The following is a 17,543-nucleotide window of genomic DNA, read 5'->3' as shown; positions in this document are numbered from 1 at the left end:
CCCCTCCCCTCCACGGGGGAACACCGTTCGGCGGGAGACGGCCGCCGCACACACGACCGCCCCGGCCCCGCGCGGGGCCGGGGCGGTCACCCGCGTCGGGGCCTGCCACGGTGTCGGGGCCGTCTACAGCTTCGAGGCGGCCGCCTCGTCCAGCCAGAACACGGTCCGCTCCGCGCCGCGCGCACCGGCCACGGGGGCCTCGTCCACGCTTCCTCCGGCGAGGCCCAGGCGCACGGCCTCGGCCTTGCCCTCACCCGAGGCCAGCACCCACACCTCGCGGGCGGCCCGGATCGAGGGCATGGTCAGGGAGATCCGCTGCGGCGGCGGCTTGGGCGAGTCGTGCACCGCGGTCACCGACGCCTCCTCCTCGCGCACACCGGGCAGGCCCGGGAACAGCGAGGCCACGTGCGCGTCCGGGCCCACGCCCAGCAGGCACACGTCGAAGGCGGGCACGGGCCCCCGGCCGCGCGCGGCCACCGCCATCTCCCGGCCGTACCGGGTGGCCGCGTGCTCGACGTGGTCGCCGTCCATCCCGTCGGAGGCGGGTATCGGGTGCACGTTGTGCGGCGGGACGGAGACCGCGTCGATCAGCGCCTCGCACGCCTGGGTCTCGTTGCGCTCGGGGTCCTTGTCCGGCAGGAACCGCTCGTCGCCCCACCACAGGTGCACGTGGGACCAACTGATCCCGGCCTCCTTGGCGTGGTCGCGCACCGCCTCCAGGGTGCGGATACCGATCCCGCCCCCGGTCAGCACCAGGTGGAAGTCGCGCTTGTCCGACTCGGCCTGGACGATCATGTTCACCAGCTTCAACGCGACGCTGTCGGCCAGCGCCCCCGCGTCGGAGTGGCGGACGATCTCCGGTTCGCTCATCCTCTTGCTCCGCTTCCGGAGAGCAGCGATCCCAGGTGGTGGGCCGCGCTCTCGTAGATCTCGTCGGGGTCCAGACGGCGCAGCTCCTCGGCCAGGGCCCCCGAGGCGTTGCGCCGTGCCAGCGCCACCGTCTGGTCCGGCTGCCCGAACCGCGACAGTGTGGCCACCTGGCCGTCCACCCGGGAGATCACGATGTCCCCCTGGTCGGTGGTCAGGCGCACCTCGGTCAGGCCGGGGCCGTTGGAGACGTCGCGCTCCACCGGCACCTCCAGCCGGTCCGTCAGCCACGCCGCCATCAGCTCGGCGCTCGGGTAGTGCGACTCGGCGGTCACCCTGGCCGAGGTCACCCACCCGCTCGGCTGGTCCATGGCGCTGGCCAGCAGCGAACGCCACGGCGTCAGCCGGGTCCAGGTCAGGTCCGTGTCGCCCGGACTGTAGTGGGACACCCGCTCCACCAGGTCCCCCAGGGGGTTCCGGGCGCGCAGGGCGTCGGTGATCCGCCGCTGGGCCAGGCGCCCCACCGGGTCGGCGGCCGGATCGGCCGGACCCACGCCCGGCCACCACGTCACCACCGGCGCGTCGGGTACCAGCAGCGGGGTGAGCACCGAGTCGGCGTGCTCGCCCAGCTGCCCGTACAGCCGCAGCAGCACGGCCTCACCGGGGCCGGAGGTGCCCGGACGGCGGATCTCGGCGTCGATGGCCGGCTCGGCCTCGGGGTCGCGCCGGATCAGCGCCACCACGCGTGAGGGGTGCTCGCGGCCCGCCTCGGTGGCGGCGCGCACGGCGTCGTAGTGGTCGGCCTCGTCGGTGACGATGACCAGGGTCAGCACCATGTTCATGGCACCGCCGCCCACGCTGAGCCGCTCGGACATGAGCGCCTCGGTGATCTGCGAGGTGGTGGTGTGCGGCAGGTAGAGCGTCACGGGTTCCTCCCGGCGGTCTGGTGGCTGTTCACGGGCGCCGCCACTGGCGTCCGTCCCTGGAGAGCAGTCGATGGGCCGACTCCGGGCCCCAGGTGCCCGCGCCGTACTGCTCGGGGCGCCCCGCCTTGGCCCAGTACTCCTCGACCGGGTCCAGGATCTGCCAGGACAGCTCGACCTCCTCCTGGCGCGGGAACAGCGGCGGGTCGCCGATGAGCACGTCCAGGATGAGCCGCTCGTAGGCCTCGGGGCTGGCCTCGGTGAAGGACTGCCCGTAGGCGAAGTCCATGCTCACCTCGCGGACCTCCATGCTGGCCCCCGGCACCTTGGAGCCGAACCGCAGCGTCACTCCCTCGTCCGGCTGGATACGCAGGACCAGGGCGTTCTGCCCCAGCTCGCTGACGTCGGAGCGCGGGAACAGCTGCTGGGGCGCGGCCTGGAACACCAGCGCCACCTCCGTCACACGGCGGCCCAGCCGCTTGCCGGTGCGCAGGTAGAACGGCACGCCCGACCAGCGCCGGGTGTCCACCGCCAGCTTCAGCGCCGCGTAGGTCTCGGTCACCGAGTCGGAGGGGATGCCCTCCTCCTCCAGGTAGCCGCGCACCGACGCGCCGCCCTGCCAGCCCGCCGCGTACTGGCCGCGCGCGGTGCCCGTCTCCAGGTCCTCGGGCAGCGACACCGACGCCAGCACCTTCTCCTTCTCCGCGCGGATCGCGTCCGCGTTGTAGGAGATGGGCTCCTCCATGGCCACGAGCGCCAGCAGTTGCAGCAGGTGGTTCTGAATGACGTCGCGGGCCGCGCCGATGCCGTCGTAGTAGCCCGCGCGGCCGCCCACACCGATGTCCTCGGCCATGGTGATCTGCACGTGGTCCACGTAGCTGCGGTTCCACAGGGGCTCGAACAGGGTGTTGGCGAAGCGCAGCGCCAGGATGTTCTGGACCGTCTCCTTGCCCAGGTAGTGGTCGATGCGGAACACCGACGTCGGCGGGAACACGTGGTCCACCACCGAGTTGAGCTCCTGCGCGCTCTCCAGGTCGTGTCCGAACGGCTTCTCGATCACGACCCGCCGCCACGGCCTGACACCGTTCGTCGCCTCCTCCTCACTGGCCTCGGCGAGGCCGCAGCGGTCGAGCTGCCTGACCACGGTCGGGAACAGCTTGGGCGGAAGCGACAGGTAGAACGCGTAGTTGCCGCCGGTGCCGCGCGCGGAGTCCATCTCGTGCACGCAGTGGGCCAGGCGGTCGAAGGCGTCGTCGTCGTCCAGATCGCCCTGGACGAACCGGATCCCCTCGCTCAGCTGGCGCCACACGTCCTCGCGGAAGGGGGTGCGCGCGTGCTCGCGCACCGCCTGGTAGGCCTGCTCGGCGAAGTCCTGGTCCTCCCACTCGCGGCGGGCGAACCCCACCAGGCCGAAGCCCGGAGGCAGCATGCCCCGGTTGGCGAGGTCGTAGACGGCCGGTAGGAGCTTCTTGCGCGCCAGGTCGCCCGTGACGCCGAAGAGCACCAGCACGCTGGGTCCGGCGATGCGGGGCAGTCTGCGGTCCAGGGCGTTGCGGAGCGGGTTGGGTACCGCTCCGGGCATCACCGGTTCTTTCACGGATCCCGTCTTCCTGTCGAGAGTGGCCGGTGGATGGCCGGGTCCGCGCCCGCCCGTCCCGGCGGAGACGGGCGGGCGCGGACCGACCGGGGGAGGGGCCGCGGCTCAGACGGACTCGTCGAGCTTGGCCGACAGCTCGTTCAGCAGGCTCTCCCAGGACTTGACGAACTTGTCCACGCCCTCCTGCTCCAGTACGGCGAACACGTCGGTCAGGTCCACCCCGGCGTTCTCCAGGGCGGCGAAGTCGGCCCGGGCCCGCTCGTAGGTGCCGAGCACGGTGTCGCCGGTGATCTCGCCGTGGTCGGCGGTGGCGTCCAGGGTGGCCTGCGGCATCGTGTTCACGGTGTTGCGGGCCACCAGCTGGCTGACGTAGAGGGTGTCCTCGTAGGAGGGGTCCTTCACGCCGGTGGACGCCCACAGCGGCCGCTGCGGCTTGGCGCCGTGCGCCTCCAGGGCCTTCCACTCGGGGGAGGAGAACACCTCCTCGTAGGCCTGGTAGGCCAGGCGGGCGTTGGCCAGTGCGGCCCGGCCCTTCAGGGACAGCGCCTCGTCGGTGCCGATCGCCTCCAGGCGCTTGTCCACCTCGGTGTCCACGCGGCTGACGAAGAACGAGGCCACCGACTGGATCCGGGACAGGTCGTGGCCGTTGGTGCGGGCGAGCTCCATGCCCTCCAGGAACGCGTTCATCACCTGGCGGTAGCGCTCCAGGGAGAAGATCAGCGTGACGTTGACGCTGATGCCGTGTCCCAGCGCCTGGGTGACCGCGGGCAGGCCCGCGGCCGTCGCCGGGATCTTGACCATCATGTTGGGCCGGTCCACCAGCCACCACAGCGCCTTGGCCTCGGCGACCGTGCGCTCGGTCTCACCGGCCAGACGCGGGTCCACCTCCAGGGAGACCCGTCCGTCCACGCGGTCGGTGGAGTCGTAGACCGGGCGCAGGGTGTCCGCGGCCCAGCGGATGTCGTAGGCGGTGATCATGCGGACCGCCTCCTCCACCGAGACGCCCCGCACGGCCAGTTCGCGGACCTGCTGGTCATAGGCGTCGCCCTCGGCGAGCGCCTTGTCGAAGATGGTGGGGTTGGAGGTGACGCCGACCAGGTGGTGGGTCGACATCAGCTCGGCCAGGTTGCCGCTGCGCAGCCGCTCCCGGCTGAGGTCGTCCAGCCAGACGGACACGCCCGCCTCGGACAGGTCTCGGAGTGCGTTGCTCATGGGTTCTCACGCCTTCCTAGGGGCGGAAGGTGCCGCCCCCGGTCGCACACGTCAAAAGTGGGACGGGCCCCGCCGGGGTGTCCGGCGGGGCCCGCCGGGCTCAGCTTCCGGTCTTGGCGAGGCTCCTGCGGGCGGCCTCGACGACGGCCTCGGAGGTGAATCCGAACTTCTCGTACAGGACCTGGTACGAGGCGGAGGCGCCGTAGTGCTCCAGGCTGACCGACTCGCCGGCGTCACCGACGTACTCGCGCCAGCCCATGGCGATTCCGGCCTCCACCGACACGCGGGCGCGCACCGAGGACGGCAGCACCTGCTCGCGGTACTCCTCGCTCTGGCGCTCGAACCACTCCACGCACGTCATGGACACCACGCGGGTGGGCGTGCCGGCCTCCTGCAGGGCCTTGCGGGCCTCCAGGGCGATCTGCACCTCGCTGCCGGTGGCGATGACGATCACCTCGGGAGCGTCCCCGTCGGCCTCGGCCAGCACGTAGCCGCCCTTGACCGCGCCCTCGGCCGAGGCGTACTCCTCGCGGTCCAGGGTGGGCACGTTCTGCCGGGTCAGCGCCAGCGCGGACGGGCGGTCGCCCCTCTCGATGACCGACCGCCACACCACGGCGGTCTCGTTGGCGTCGGCCGGACGGATCACGTCCAGGCCGTGGATGGCCCGCAGCGCCCACAGGTGCTCGACCGGCTGGTGGGTGGGGCCGTCCTCACCCAGGCCGATGGAGTCGTGCGTCCACACGTAGGTGACCGGCAGCTGCATGATCGCGGCCAGCCGGACGGCGGGTCGCATGTAGTCGCTGAAGACCAGGAACGTGCCGCCGTAGGGGCGGGTGGGGCCGTGCAGGGCCATGCCGTTGAGGATCGTGCCCATGCCGTGCTCGCGCACGCCGAAGTGCAGCACGCGCCCGTAGGGGCTGCCCGGGAACATCTCACTGGCGCGGTCGAAGGGCAGGAAGGAGGGCTCGCCCTTGGGCGTGGTGTTGTTGGACCCGGCCAGGTCGGCCGACCCGCCCCACAGCTCGGGCAGCAGCGGCGCGACGGCCGAGAGGAACTCGCCGCTGGCCTTGCGGGTGGCGATGCCCTTCTCGTCGGGCTCGAAGGAGGGAACCGCCTTCTCCCAGCCCTCGGGGAGCCTGCCCTCGACCAGGCGGTCGAACAGCTCGGCGCGCTCCCCGGCGCTCTCGTGCCAGGCCTTGAACTCGACCTCCCAGGCGGCGCGGGCCTCCCGGCCCCGGTCCACGACGCGGCGGGCGTGCTCGATGACCTCGTCCTCGACCGCGAAGGGCTCGTCGGGCAGGCCCAGGATCTGCTTGGTGGCGGAGACCTCCGCCTCGCCCATGGCCGCGCCGTGGATGGCGCCGCTGTTCTGCTTGTTGGGCGCGGGCCAGCCGATGATGGTGCTCAGGCGGATGAAGGTCGGACGCTCGGTCTCGGCCTTGCCGCGCCGGATCGCCTGGTACAGGGCGTCGACGTCCTCGACGTACTCGCCGCCGGCGGTCCAGTCGACCTCCTCGACGTGCCAGCCGTAGGCGCGGTAGCGCGCTGCGACGTCCTCGGAGTGGGCGATGCGGGTGTCGTCCTCGATGGAGATCCGGTTGTCGTCCCAGATCATGATGAGGTTGCCCAGCTTCTGGGTCCCCGCCAGGGCGCTGGCCTCGTGGCTCACACCCTCCTGGACGTCGCCGTCGGAGCAGAACGCGTAGATGTGGTGGTCGAAGGGGCTGGCGCCCGGACCGGCGTCGGGGTTGAACAGGCCGCGCTCGCGGCGGGCGGCCATGGCCATGCCGACCGCGTTGCCGACGCCCTGGCCGAGCGGTCCGGTGGTGGTCTCCACACCGGGGGTGTGGCTGAACTCGGGGTGGCCGGGAGTACGGCTCTCCCACTGGCGCAGGTTCTTGAGGTCCTCCAGCTCCAGCCCGTATCCGGCGAGGTAGAGCTGGATGTACAGGGTGAGGCTGGAGTGACCGATCGACAGCACGAAGCGGTCCCGGCCCGTCCACTCGGGGTCCGAGGGGTCGTGCCGCATGATCTTCTGGAAGAGCATGTAGGCGGCCGGGGCCAGGCTCATAGCGGTACCGGGGTGTCCGCTACCCGTCTTCTCGACCGCGTCCATCGCCAGCGCCCGAACCGTGTCGACGGCGCGGAGGTCGAGGTCCGACCACTCCAGGGTTTGCGGGGTGTGGGCGTTCACGGACTTTCGTTCTCCTTCTCGGGCCACCCCCTCGCGTCCGGTGGCCGGGGCGCGGGGGTGTGTCGGTTGCGTTGGTCTTCGAACCGCCGCCGGGCGCCCCGCAGCGGCCCGCCGCGTGGCGGAGCCGTGGGGAGCGTGGGGGGTGTGCCCGCACCATGGCGCGGAGCGCGGACGCGTCCCCCTTGTCGTCCCCCGAACGACGGCCGTCGCGGCCTGAGAACCACGACGGGTTCGGCCGGTATCGAGCCTATCGTCCGGCCCCGGGGATGTCGCTGCCCGACACCTCTCATTACCGGCAGGTAGGGAAGTGATGTACGCCCTTTCCAGTTCGTACCGTGATCAACCAGTCGCCGAGGGTGAAGGACGGGGGGTCGTGACCGCTCCCGGGCGGTGCGTGGCAGGCTGGAAGCGTGTCGGGGCGTGTGCGAGCCTGCTGTACACCCGGTGGCCCCGTCGGCACCCGCCTCCCCCCGGGGGATCAGGGAGTCCTTCCGCCGAGGGGGCTGGTCCTCGGTCCCCGCGAGGAAGTACTACAGTATGTCGTTGACGGGGTTTCGGCCGATCCTGACGCTTTGTCGGTCTGCTCGACCCCGCGTGGCGAGCAGTGTCGAAACCCCTAGAGTTGTCGAGGTATCCGCGTGTCTGAAACCGAGCCGGTGCACCCCGTGGGGACGCGAGCGAGCCGTCCGGCCGTGGGGACGCGGCACTGATGGCCCTGACCAACCGCGCTCCGCGAACGAACCCGGACGGTGCCGAGCCCCGGGCCCCCCGCGGTGCCGCCTCACTGGGCGCCCACGTCCGCGCCTACGTCGCGCTCTCCAAGCCCCGTGTCATCGAACTGCTGCTCATCACCACCATCCCGGTGATGTTCGTCGCCGCCGGGGGAGTGCCGCCGCTGTGGACCGCGGTGGCCACCCTGCTCTTCGGCACCATGTCGGCGGCCAGCGCGAACGCGATGAACTGCTACATCGACCGCGACATCGACCGCGAGATGCGCCGCACCCGCCAGCGCCCCGGCGCGATGGACCTGGTGACCCCGCGCGGCGCGCTCGTCTACGGCCTGGTGCTGGCCGTGGGCTCAACCGCCGGGTTCGCCCTGCTGGTGAACCTGCTCTCGGCCGTGCTGTCGGTCTTCGCGATCCTGTTCTACATCTTCGTCTACACGATGCTGCTCAAGCGGCGCACCGCCCAGAACGTGGTGTGGGGCGGTATCGCCGGGTGCATGCCGGTGCTCATCGGCTGGGCGGCCGTGACCAACAGCCTGGACTGGGCGCCGTTCGTGCTGTTCCTGGTGGTGTTCTTCTGGACGCCGCCGCACACCTGGACGCTGGCCATGCGCTACAGGGAGGACTACGCGCAGGCCAAGGTGCCGATGCTGCCCGTGGTCGCCAGCGACCGCCGGGTCCTGCTGGAGTGCGTGCTCTACAGCTGGGCCACCGCGATCGTGTCGGTCGCCTTCTGGCCGGTTGCGGGCACCACCTGGTTCTACGGCGCGGTCGCCGTCGCCCTGGGCGCGCTGCTGGTCTTCCAGGCGCACCGCCTGCTCCACCGCTCCCGCGCCGGTGTGACCGGGGCCCGCCTCAAGACGATGGGCTTCTTCCACCTGTCCAACGCCTACCTGGCGCTGCTGTTCGTGGCGGTCACCGTGGACCCGCTGATCGCGGGCGTCCTGGGCTGACAGGTCCCCGAACCTTTCCGTGGCGGCGCCCCGGTCCCGGGGCGCCGCCACAGTCGTCTCCGGCCGTCGTGTCGCGGGCCGCCGGTACGGCCCCGTCCACGCCGCCGGCCTCCCCGCCCCGACCGCTCCGGGGCGTCAGCGTCCGCGCCAGGCCAGCACGGCCGACCACGCCGCGATCCCCGTCAGGACCAGCGCCAGGGGGACGTGCGCCTGGAGCGGCCCGTAGGTGCCCAGCGCCGCCTGCGCGAAGCCCAGCGCGAAAGCCGCCAGGCTGACCAGCAGGACCGTCCGCGGGATCCCCCCGCCGCGTCCGGACCTTTGCCAGTACAGGGCCGCGGCCAGTGCCTGCGACCCGGCCAGCGCGTGTACTCCGAAGGCGCCGTAGTAGTGCAGCGGCAGCGCGTCCATGTTCAGCGTCACCAACTGTCCGGCGGTCGCGCCCTCCCAGAGGATCGCGGCCAGGTGCAGGAGCACGGCCGCGCGCAGAAGCCGCAGCGGGCCCGCGGTGGCTGGATTCGTGGTCGCCCGGTCCATGCGCGGCTCTTTCCGTTCGGAGATCGGTGGTTTCGCCCGGTTCTGATCCTGCCCCATCCCGTGCCCGGTCCGCACCGCCGGAGCCGGGCGGGAAGGCCCCGTGCCGGTCACGCGGGGGCGGGATCCGCCGCCGTCCCACCTCCCGCTACGATCGGTGCCCATGCCCCGTCTCGACAGCAAGGCCATCCTGCAGGGCCGACGCTCCCGTTACTCGCTGACCCTCATCCTGGGCACCACCGTCAGCGTGCTCTGCATGATCGGAATGCTGGTCTACCTCTGGCTGCTCGCCCTGGCCGGGGGAGCGGCCGCCGGGATCGACGGGGGGCTCGGCTTCGCCGTCAGCCTGGTCACCGCGGTCATCCCGGTGTGCATCCTCGTGCCGCTCATCCTCATGCTCGACCGGATCGAGCCCGAGCCCGGGTGGGTGCTGTTCTTCGCCTTCGCCTGGGGCGCGGGCGTGGCGGTGGTGGCCTCCCTGCTGCTCAACAGCTGGGGCCTGGCCCACGTCACCGTGCCGCTGTTCGGCCGGGACCTGGGCGACTTCCTGGGCACGTCGGCGGTGGCGCCCCTGGTGGAGGAGAGCGCCAAGGGCATGGTGCTGCTCATCCTGCTCTGGCGCCGCCGCAACGAGCTCGACACCTTCACCGACGGGGTCATCTACGCCGGGATGGTCGCCACCGGCTTCGCCTTCACCGAGAACATCCTGTACTTCCTCAGCGCGTTCTTCGACGGCACCCTGGTGGCCACCTTCGCCATCCGCGGCCTGGTCGCCCCGTTCGGACACCCCGTCTACACCGCGATGGTCGGCATCGGCGTGGCCTACGCCGCCATGCACACCGGCCCCGCGCGCCTCCTGGCCCCCGTCGCCGGGTGGGCGGCGGCGGTGCTCCTGCACGGCATGTGGAACGGGTCCACCTACTTCGGCTGGTACGGCCTGGCCGTCGCCTACATGGTGCTGTTCGCCGCGCTCGTGGGCATCCTGGCGCTGGCCGCCCGCGACCGCCACCGGCAGATCGGCGCGATCGCCCGCCACCTGCCGCCCTACGTCTCCACCGGGCTGGTCACCCCGGCCGACATCGCCATGCTCGGCTCCCTGCAGGGGCGCCGCCAGGCACGCGAGTGGGCGGCGCGCAACGCCGGGCGCAAGGGCCGCGAGGCGATGAGGGAGTACCAGCTCGCCGCGACCGAACTGGCGCTGCTGCACCAGAAGCTGGAGGCGGGGCGGCCCCGCGGGGACTGGAAGACGCGCCGGGACTCCTTCCTGGCCCTGATGCACGTGGCCCGGGACACCTTCCTGGGGCGGCTACCCCAGCCGGTCAACCCGGGCTGGGCGGAGAGCCCCACCGACTCGGGCTTCCTGCGCCGTGCCGACTTCGCGCACGTCATCGCCCAGGCGCGGGCCCAACAGGACTACGTCCCGCGTCACGGTCCAGGAGGTCAGCGGGGTCCTCGCTGACCTCCCGGCCCGGAGGCGTCAGGCGCGTGGTGGAGAAGTACAGGCGGCAGACGGCGACCCAGGTCAGGGTCGATCCCAAGACGTGCAGGACCACCAGGGTCTCGGGCAGGCCCAGCGCGTACTGGGTGTAGCCGAGCACGCCCTGGAGGACCACCACGGCCAGGAGGAACGCGCTGCTCCTGCGGACCGGTCGGCGGGCGCCGCCGCGGAAGGCGATCACGGTGGCCAGAAGGGCGCCCGCCAGGGTGAGCCAGGCCAGCGCGGAGTGCAAACGCGTGACCGCGGGCAGGTCGAAGGCCCAGCGGGGGGCGGCCGCGTCACCGCCGTGCGGGCCGGTGCCGGTCACCACGGTCCCGGCGACCAGCAGCATGAAGCCGACCACGACCAGGCCGACGCTGACCGCGTGCAGCATGGGTCCGACGGACACGCGCGGCCTGCCCTCGGGCTCCCGGCAGCGCACGTACAGGGCGACCGTGACGAAGACCACCACCATGGACAGCAGGAAGTGCGCGGCCACCGAGGCGGGGTGCAGGTCGCTCCACACGGTGATGCCGCCGACCACGCCCTGGCCCAGGACGCCGAAGGGCACGACGGCGGCCATCCGGACCAGGTCGCGGCGGCGCGGACTCATCCGCATGACGGCGACGAACGTGATGACGGCGACCGCCAGCACGACGAAGGTGAGCGTCCGGTTGCCGAACTCGATGGCGGCGTTGAGGGCGGCGTGCTCGGTGCCGACGGGCACGAAGCTCTCGGGGGTGCACCTGGGCCACTCCGAGCAGCCCAGCCCGGAGGAGGTGACGCGCACGGTGGCGCCGGTGACGGCGATCCCGGCGTTGACCACGATGTTGCCCAGCGCCCAGGCGCGCAGCGACCTCCGCGTGGGGTGCCAGATGGTGCGCGCCAGGAGTACCAGCGCGAGTACTCCGGCGGTCACGACCGCGATCTGCCAGACCCACAGGGGGGCTCCGAGAAGGGCGATGTCCTCCGCCGCGAGGGGAGGGACCGTGTTCGCGGCCAGCACCGCGGAGGCCGGGGAAACAGACATACGACAGACTGTAGTACATCGCTCCGGAAGCCGTTACCCGGACCCGGCGCGGCCTCCACCTGTGTCGACGCCTCCCCGGGGAGGCGGAAGGGGGCGCCCACGGATGGGCGCCCCCGGACCGACTAGTTGTCGCCGGTCGCGATGCACTGGGCGAGCAGGTTCAGGTCCAGGTTGATCAACCCGAGGGCGTTCTGCTGATCCACGCACGCCTCGTAGTCGCCGCCACCACTGGCGGAGGCGGTGCCGACCCCCATACCGAGCAGGCCGGCGGTGAACAGAGCGGTCATCATCAGTTTGGCGGTGGTGCGCATGGCTCCCCCTTCGAATGCGGTGGTCGAACCGTTTGGCCGACCCACCAGGACAGATAACCATTTGTGCCTGTTCGGAAACACAGAGTGCCCATCCGGGTTTCATCCGTGGTTTCCGGACAGAGCATCCCAGGTCGCCACCGGTGTCGCCGCTCTTCGTGCCGTATGTGGCGGGATGTCCCGCGGGCGCCCGCCTCAGCGGTCGCGGGGGTCCTCGGACGGGGACCGCGCGGAGGCCTCGTCGGCCTCCCGCCCGTCGTCGCCGTGCCCGGCCGAGGTGCGCGTGGAGCCCGCGCTGGCAGCGATCACGCACGCCACCGCGAACCACTGCCACACGGTCAGCAGCTCACCCAGCAGCACCAGGCCCACGAGCGCCGCGGCGGCGGGCTGCAGGCTCATCAACACACCGAACACACGCGGCGGCATGCGGCGCAGGGCGTTCAGCTCCAGCGTGTACGGCACCACCGAGGACAGTACGCCGACCACCAGGCCGAACAGCAGCAGGCGCCAGTCCAGCAGGGCCGCGCCGCCCTGGGCGACGCCCATCGGGGCCATGACCACCACGCCGACCACACTGGCGATCGCCAGTCCGGACGTGCCGCTGAACCGCTGGCCCGTCGCCGCGCTGAGCAGGATGTACCCCGCCCACGCGGCCGCGGCCAGCACAGCGAACACGATGCCGAGCGGGTCCATCGACCCCGACTCCAGCCCCAGCGCGACCACGCCCAGCCCGGCCATGCCCGCCCACAGCAGGTCGATCCGGCGCCGCGAACCCAGGATCGCGATGGCCAGCGGCCCCAGGTACTCGATGGTGACGGCGATCCCCAGCGGAATCCTCGCGAAGGCCTGGTAGATGAGGAAGTTCATCATCGCCAGAGCGGTGCCGTAGCCGATCACCACCAGCCAGTCGGCGCGTGAGCGCGCGCGGAGCACCGGCCGCGCCACCAGGAGCAGGAGCACCGCGGAGGTCAGCAGCCGCAGCCACACGACCGCCGCCGGGGGAAGCGCGTCGAACAGGTTCTTGGCCACCCCCGCGCCGGTCTGCACCGAGACGATGCCGACCAGCACCAGCCAGACCGGGGACACCGCCTCCGCCGCGCGCCGCGGGGACAGGGGAGCCTGGTGGCGGTCCGGGGTGCTCATGGGAAATCATCCTATGTTTTCGTGCGTCCTCTCCGCCTTCCCGCTCCCGCCGACCGCGCCCTCCCCGCCCCGGCCGCTTCCGTCCGCCCCCTGGGTGAGGGCCGCGGCCAGCAGCAGTAGCCAGGCGACCGTCGCCACACCGGGCTGTACCAGTGTCAGGACCAGCCCGTACACCGTCCGCTCCGCCTGGTCGGTGAGGAGTTGCAGTCCGATCCACAGGTACGGCAGGGCCGCGGCGCCCAGGTTCGTCCCCAGCGCGGCCCACACCAGCCCGGGCCGTGCCGGCCGCCGCCACACCAGCAGCGCGCCGCCCACGGCGAGCAGGAGCAGCGGGGGGCCGAGGTGTCGGACCGCCATGAACCACGGGATTCCGATCGCTTCCATGGTCGGACACTACCGAGTCCACTGTGGGCGACAGAGGGTGAGCATGCGCAAAACAGGCCAAGTGGTGTGAAATGGTCCGTGGCCGTGGACGCGGACGTTCCACGCCCCCCACCCCGTAGCCCGCTGGAGTCCCTCACATGTCCCGACGCCGTGCCCCCCGCGCCCACGAACGGTACGTACCCCGTTGGCCTCTCGTCGCCGGAGCCCTGGCGCTGCTCCTGGTCGCCGTCATCGGCGGCTACGCCGGAGGCCTGCTCATGGCCGAGGGCGCGGAGGCCGAGGGGCCGGACATGCGCGTGCAGTCGGGACTCCTCGCCCAGCCGCCCGGTGCTCCCGAAGAGACCGGGACACCGGCCGAGGAGGAGACGGAGGAGCCGGTCGTCCATCCGGCGGGGCTGGACCCCGCACTCGTCTACGCCCTCCAGAGCGTGCACGGCGGCCGGGTCATGGACGTCGTCAACAAGTCCACCGCCAACGGCGCCCCCGTCCACCTCTGGGACCGCCACGACGACACCAACCAGCAGTGGCGGTTCGTCCCCGTCGAGGGGGGCCTCTACGAGATCGAGGGCGTCGGCAGCGGCAAGCTCCTGGAGATCCCCGCCGACCCCGCCGCCCAGCCGGGGGCGGCGCTGCTCACACGCACCGGATCGCCCAACCAGCACTGGACCGCGATCGAGGTCGGCCCGGGCATCGTCCGCCTGGTCAACCGCGCCACCGGCCAGGCCCTGGGGGGACAGGGCGGGGCCCCGGACAACGGCACCCGGGTCGTCCAGGCGCCCGACGGCGGGCACGCCCACCAGCAGTGGCGGCTGCTGCCCGTGGGCTGAGCCCGTCCCGCGCGCTCCGCCGCGGGCGCACCCGGAGCCGGTCGACCGGCTCGGTCGACCGGCTCAGCCCACCAGCAGGGAGCGCACGGTCTTCCAGCACGCCTCGTCGGCGGCGTTGAGCAGTCCGACGGCGCCGTCTCCGGGGCGGTACGCGCTTCCGTCCGGACGCAGGGACACCCCGCCCGCCTCGGCCAGCATCAGCGAGCCGGGGGCGTGGTCCCAGGGCAGGGTCCGGTGGAAGAGCACGAAGTCCAGCTCGCCCTCGACGAGGCGGGGGTAGTCCACCCCGGCGCAGTACGCGCCCGGCCCGACCGAGGCGAACCGGGGCGCCTCCTCCTCCATCCGCCGCCGTGCGTCGGGGCCGAAGAAGCGGGTCAGTACGGCACCGCGCATGTCGGCCGGGGATGCGGGGGCCGGGCTCCGGCGCACACGCACCCCGTCCCGCCAGGTGCCCGAACCCCGCTCCGCGACGTAGACACGCCGGGCGCAGGGCTGCACGATCCACGCGGCGACGGTCTCGCCCCCGCGTACCAGGGCCGCCATCACCGCGTACTCGGGGCGGCCGTTCACGAAGTTCCTCGTGCCGTCCAGCGGATCGACCAGCCAGGCGACGGGCTCCTCGTTCAGCGCGCGCGGCAGCGAGGGGTCGTCCGAGGCGGCCTCCTCGCCCACCACCGGCGCGTCGACGACCGCGCGGAGCCGGCCGCTGATGAGCTCCTCGGCCTCGCGGTCGGCCACGGTGACGATCTCCCCGGGCGACTTCTCCATGACCTGGCCCTCGGCCAGGGCCCGGAAGCGGGGGAGGATCACCTCCTCCACCGCTTCGTGGAGGATGGCGGTCACCGCGTCGACGTCGAACATGGTCCGATGCTAGAACCCGCGCCGCGGGACGGAGGCGGGCGGGGCTCCCCCGGCGAAGAAGGCGTCCGCCCCGGATCCGTGCCCGTGCGCCGGCCCCGCCCCGAAGGCGGGGCCTCTGTTAGCGTGGGCCGCATGTTCCACCCCCGTGCGTAGACAGTGCTGTTCCGGGCCTTCCGCTTCGCTTCGGCCCGTGTCCGAGCGCCCGAAGAACGGGAACCCCCGGCGCCTACGGTGAGACGGCTCGTACCCACGCCGTCGCCCGCCACCGCCCTCGAACGACGGTCGGTGGCCGCGGCGCCTGTCGCCCCGCCTCCAGCGCCTCCAGCGCCCCGTGAGCGCCCGAACACCCGGCCGCCGCCGCGAACCGCGGGCGGCCCCTTCGGTGTCCACGCACGTCCGCGGCGCCCGAGCGCCGCCCCTCCTTTCGGGAACACCCTCATGTCCTCGCCCGTCCGGGCACCGTCCTACCGCGCCGTGCTGCGGGTCCCCGGTGCCCTGCGCTGCTCCTCCTCCGCCCTGCTGGGCCGCCTGTCCTCCGGCGTCGTCTTCCTGGCCCTGGTCCTGGCCGTCGCCGACGCCACCGGCTCCTACGCCTCCGCGGGCGCGGCCATGGCCCTGTTCGGGCTGGCCGTCGCCGTCCTCTCACCGCCGCGCGCCGCGCTCATCGACCGCTTCGGCCTCCGGCGCGCCCTGGTCCCCATGGCGGCCGTGTACGCCCTGTGCCTGGCCTGTCTGGCCGTCGCCACCTGGACGCCCGGTACGGGCCCCGGGCCGCTGGCCGCCCTGGCCATGGCGGCCGGGGCGTGCGCACCGCCGCTCGGACCCGTGATGCGGACCCTGTGGAGCCACATGGTCGCGGACCGGGAGCTGCTCCAGCGCGCCTACAGCCTCGACACCGTCGCCGAGGAGCTGGTCCTCCTCGCCGGCCCGCTGGTCCTCGGCGCACTCCTCGTGGTCGCCCCGCCGGCGCTGGGCCTGGCCGTCGCCGCGGCGCTGGCCCTGTCCGGCACCGTGCTCCTGGCGTTCTCACCGCCCGCGCGCACCCTGCCCACGAGCGCGGGCCGCGCCCCGGCGGCCACCGCGGGGGACGCCCCGGCCCCGCGCACGCCCCACCGCCGGCCGTTCGGCGCCCTCCTCGCCCCGGTCGCCCTCTCCGCCGCCACGGGGCTGGCCCTGGGCGCGGTGGCCCTGCTCAACGTCGCCTTCGCCGAACAGCACGGCGGTGCGGCCCTGGCGGTGTGGGCCGAGACGGCACAGGCCGCGGGCAGTGTCATGGGGGGCCTGGCCTACGGCATGGCCGCCTGGCGGGCACGTCCGCGTGTCAGGCTGCTCCTGCTCGGCGCCGCACTCGGGGCCGGTACGGCGGCGGCCGCCGCGGCGCCCGGGATGGTCGCCCTGTGCGCGGTGCTCCTCGTCGTCGGGACGTGCACCGCTCCACTGCTGACCACGGCGTACCTGGTGGCGGACGAGGCGGTGGAGGCCGACCGCAGGACCCGGGCGGGCACCTGGGTCAACACGGCCTTCAACGCCGGCTCCTCGGCCGGGGGCGCCGCCGCCGGCGCGCTCGTGGCCTGGACGTCCCCGGCCGCCGTCTACCCGGTCGCGGCCGCGCCGCTCCTGGCCGTCGCCGCCCTGCTGGCGGTGGTCAGTCCCAGCGGAAGAGGCGGCTGGCCAGCAGGCCGCCGACGAGGGCCCACACGGCCAGTACCGCGAAGGCGCCCGGGCTCGGAGGGGAGCCCTCGGTCAGGACCGCCCGCAGCCCCGAGCTGAGCGCGGTGACGGGCAGGACCGACGCCGCCTGCTCCAGCGGGCCGGGGAAGCCGCTGGTCGGGAACAGCACCCCGCCCAGGCCCAGCATCAGCACGTACACCAGGTTGGCCCCGGCCAGGGTCGCCTCGGCCCGCAGCGTGCCCGCCATCAGCAGGGCCAGCGAGCTGAACGCGGCGGTCGCCAGCAGCACCAGCGCGACCGCCGCCAGCACGCTCCCCGGAGTCGGCGAGGGCGACCAGCCCAGCGCCAGCGCAACCGTGCACAGCACCACCGCCTGGATCGCCTGTACGCCCAGCACGGCCAGGGTCTTGGCGGCCAGCAGCCCGAAACGGGACAGCGGGGTCGCCCCCAGCCGCTTGAGCACCCCGTAGCGGCGCTCGAAACCGGTGCCGATGGCCAGGCCCGTGAACGACGTGGACATCACCGCCAGCGCCAGCACACCGGGCGTGAGCGCGTCCACCCGGGGCCCCTCGCCCACGTCCAGCACCGAGGTGAGGCTGAACCCCACCAGCAGCAGTACCGGGATCACCATGGTCAGCAGGAACTGCTCGCCGTGGCGCAGCATCACCCGGAGCTCCATGCCGGCCTGCGAGGCCACCATCCGCCACATCGGGGCGGCTCCGGGCGCGGGGGCGAACAGCGAGACGTCGTCGCCTCCGGTCGCGGGCGCGGCGGCCGCCCCGGCGGATGCGGTGAAGGTGTGCTCGGTCATCTGGTGCGTGGGGCGGATACTTCTCGCCT

15 protein-coding genes and 1 pseudogene are annotated in these 17,543 nt (G+C 73.0%); 4 read left to right on the top strand and 12 right to left on the bottom strand.

What is annotated here, in order from left to right; all coding sequences use genetic code 11:
* Positions 1-123: 123 nt before the first annotated feature.
* The 5 genes from pgl to tkt all read right to left on the bottom strand — a co-directional run bounded on the left by pgl (position 124) and on the right by tkt (position 6,793).
* On the bottom strand, positions 124-870 hold the full coding sequence (gene pgl / locus NOSIN_RS12940) for a 6-phosphogluconolactonase (protein ID WP_077690985.1): 747 nt from the start codon (positions 868-870) through the stop codon (positions 124-126).
* Positions 867-1,793, bottom strand: coding sequence for a glucose-6-phosphate dehydrogenase assembly protein OpcA (locus NOSIN_RS12935; protein ID WP_077690984.1), 927 nt, complete (start codon positions 1,791-1,793; stop codon positions 867-869). The genes pgl and NOSIN_RS12935 overlap by 4 nt, the downstream gene beginning before the upstream one ends.
* A 28-nt stretch (positions 1,794-1,821) precedes the next feature.
* The gene (gene zwf / locus NOSIN_RS12930; protein ID WP_077690983.1) at positions 1,822-3,372 is read right to left on the bottom strand and encodes a glucose-6-phosphate dehydrogenase; all 1,551 of its coding nucleotides are present in this window, start codon (positions 3,370-3,372) and stop codon (positions 1,822-1,824) included.
* 120 nt (positions 3,373-3,492) lie between these two features.
* Positions 3,493-4,599, bottom strand: coding sequence for a transaldolase (gene tal, locus NOSIN_RS12925; RefSeq protein WP_077690982.1), 1,107 nt, complete (start codon positions 4,597-4,599; stop codon positions 3,493-3,495).
* Positions 4,600-4,699: 100 nt separating this feature from the next.
* On the bottom strand, positions 4,700-6,793 hold the full coding sequence (gene tkt / locus NOSIN_RS12920; protein WP_077690981.1) for a transketolase: 2,094 nt from the start codon (positions 6,791-6,793) through the stop codon (positions 4,700-4,702).
* Positions 6,794-7,502: 709 nt separating this feature from the next.
* Between tkt and NOSIN_RS12915 the strand changes: the two genes are divergently transcribed.
* On the top strand, positions 7,503-8,471 hold the full coding sequence (locus tag NOSIN_RS12915; RefSeq protein ID WP_077690980.1) for a heme o synthase: 969 nt from the start codon (positions 7,503-7,505) through the stop codon (positions 8,469-8,471).
* A 135-nt stretch (positions 8,472-8,606) separates the two neighbouring features.
* Here the strand turns inward: NOSIN_RS12915 and NOSIN_RS12910 are convergent, their stop codons facing one another.
* Positions 8,607-9,005 (bottom strand): hypothetical protein, encoded by a 399-nt coding sequence (locus tag NOSIN_RS12910; RefSeq protein ID WP_077690979.1) that lies wholly within the window; start codon positions 9,003-9,005, stop codon positions 8,607-8,609.
* Positions 9,006-9,165: 160 nt separating this feature from the next.
* Here NOSIN_RS12910 and NOSIN_RS12905 point away from each other — a divergent pair, with 160 nt between their 5' ends.
* Positions 9,166-10,461 carry a PrsW family intramembrane metalloprotease gene (locus NOSIN_RS12905; protein WP_077690978.1) on the top strand — a complete coding sequence of 432 codons (1,296 nt, stop codon included), beginning with the start codon at positions 9,166-9,168 and terminating at the stop codon, positions 10,459-10,461.
* Here the strand turns inward: NOSIN_RS12905 and NOSIN_RS12900 are convergent.
* The 4 genes from NOSIN_RS12900 to NOSIN_RS12885 all read right to left on the bottom strand — a co-directional run bounded on the left by NOSIN_RS12900 (position 10,388) and on the right by NOSIN_RS12885 (position 13,344).
* A complete protein-coding gene (locus NOSIN_RS12900; protein WP_077690977.1) occupies positions 10,388-11,509 on the bottom strand; it encodes a COX15/CtaA family protein in 1,122 nt (373 codons plus the stop codon). The two genes, NOSIN_RS12905 and NOSIN_RS12900, sit on opposite strands and share 74 nt — an antisense overlap.
* Positions 11,510-11,631: 122 nt before the next feature.
* Positions 11,632-11,820, bottom strand: a complete 189-nt coding sequence (locus NOSIN_RS12895; RefSeq protein WP_077690976.1) for a hypothetical protein — start codon at positions 11,818-11,820, stop codon at positions 11,632-11,634.
* A 192-nt stretch (positions 11,821-12,012) separates the two neighbouring features.
* Positions 12,013-12,960: an EamA family transporter gene (locus NOSIN_RS12890; RefSeq protein WP_077690975.1), complete on the bottom strand. Its 948-nt coding sequence runs from the start codon at positions 12,958-12,960 to the stop codon at positions 12,013-12,015.
* A gap of 6 nt (positions 12,961-12,966) precedes the next feature.
* Positions 12,967-13,344 carry a hypothetical protein gene (locus tag NOSIN_RS12885; RefSeq protein WP_077690974.1) on the bottom strand — a complete coding sequence of 126 codons (378 nt, stop codon included), beginning with the start codon at positions 13,342-13,344 and terminating at the stop codon, positions 12,967-12,969.
* A 137-nt stretch (positions 13,345-13,481) separates the two neighbouring features.
* Here NOSIN_RS12885 and NOSIN_RS12880 point away from each other — a divergent pair, with 137 nt between their 5' ends.
* Positions 13,482-14,171, top strand: a complete 690-nt coding sequence (locus NOSIN_RS12880; protein WP_077690973.1) for an RICIN domain-containing protein — start codon at positions 13,482-13,484, stop codon at positions 14,169-14,171.
* A gap of 63 nt (positions 14,172-14,234) precedes the next feature.
* Here NOSIN_RS12880 and NOSIN_RS12875 read toward each other — a convergent pair whose 3' ends face one another.
* Complete coding sequence (locus NOSIN_RS12875; RefSeq protein WP_077690972.1) at positions 14,235-15,032, bottom strand: inositol monophosphatase family protein; 798 nt, start codon at positions 15,030-15,032, stop codon at positions 14,235-14,237.
* Positions 15,033-15,470: 438 nt separating this feature from the next.
* Here NOSIN_RS12875 and NOSIN_RS12870 point away from each other — a divergent pair.
* Positions 15,471-16,193 (top strand): annotated as a pseudogene (locus tag NOSIN_RS12870) (MFS transporter); the annotation flags it as partial.
* 484 nt (positions 16,194-16,677) lie between these two features.
* Here NOSIN_RS12870 and NOSIN_RS12865 read toward each other — a convergent pair.
* Positions 16,678-17,514 carry an ABC transporter permease gene (locus tag NOSIN_RS12865; protein ID WP_077690971.1) on the bottom strand — a complete coding sequence of 279 codons (837 nt, stop codon included), beginning with the start codon at positions 17,512-17,514 and terminating at the stop codon, positions 16,678-16,680.
* Between the last annotated feature and the right edge of the window lie 29 nt (positions 17,515-17,543).

The sequence above is a fragment of the Nocardiopsis sinuspersici genome, from assembly GCF_001998325.1.
GTDB classification, from domain to species: Bacteria; Actinomycetota; Actinomycetes; order Streptosporangiales; family Streptosporangiaceae; genus Nocardiopsis; species Nocardiopsis sinuspersici.
This window is presented reverse-complemented; position numbering and strand designations above follow the sequence as displayed.

Bases quoted from the DNA above. Each gene is read 5' to 3' on its own strand.
- pgl (WP_077690985.1), bottom strand. From the start codon at position 870: ATGAGCGAACCGGAGATCGTCCGCCACTCCGACGCGGGGGCGCTGGCC.
- zwf (WP_077690983.1), bottom strand. From the start codon at position 3,372: ATGCCCGGAGCGGTACCCAACCCGCTCCGCAACGCCCTGGACCGCAGA.
- tal (WP_077690982.1), bottom strand. From the start codon at position 4,599: ATGAGCAACGCACTCCGAGACCTGTCCGAGGCGGGCGTGTCCGTCTGG.
- NOSIN_RS12915 (WP_077690980.1), top strand. From the start codon at position 7,503: ATGGCCCTGACCAACCGCGCTCCGCGAACGAACCCGGACGGTGCCGAG.
- NOSIN_RS12910 (WP_077690979.1), bottom strand. From the start codon at position 9,005: ATGGACCGGGCGACCACGAATCCAGCCACCGCGGGCCCGCTGCGGCTT.
- NOSIN_RS12905 (WP_077690978.1), top strand. From the start codon at position 9,166: ATGCCCCGTCTCGACAGCAAGGCCATCCTGCAGGGCCGACGCTCCCGT.
- NOSIN_RS12900 (WP_077690977.1), bottom strand. From the start codon at position 11,509: ATGTCTGTTTCCCCGGCCTCCGCGGTGCTGGCCGCGAACACGGTCCCT.
- NOSIN_RS12895 (WP_077690976.1), bottom strand. From the start codon at position 11,820: ATGCGCACCACCGCCAAACTGATGATGACCGCTCTGTTCACCGCCGGC.
- NOSIN_RS12890 (WP_077690975.1), bottom strand. From the start codon at position 12,960: ATGAGCACCCCGGACCGCCACCAGGCTCCCCTGTCCCCGCGGCGCGCG.
- NOSIN_RS12885 (WP_077690974.1), bottom strand. From the start codon at position 13,344: ATGGAAGCGATCGGAATCCCGTGGTTCATGGCGGTCCGACACCTCGGC.
- NOSIN_RS12880 (WP_077690973.1), top strand. From the start codon at position 13,482: ATGTCCCGACGCCGTGCCCCCCGCGCCCACGAACGGTACGTACCCCGT.
- NOSIN_RS12875 (WP_077690972.1), bottom strand. From the start codon at position 15,032: ATGTTCGACGTCGACGCGGTGACCGCCATCCTCCACGAAGCGGTGGAG.
- NOSIN_RS12865 (WP_077690971.1), bottom strand. From the start codon at position 17,514: ATGACCGAGCACACCTTCACCGCATCCGCCGGGGCGGCCGCCGCGCCC.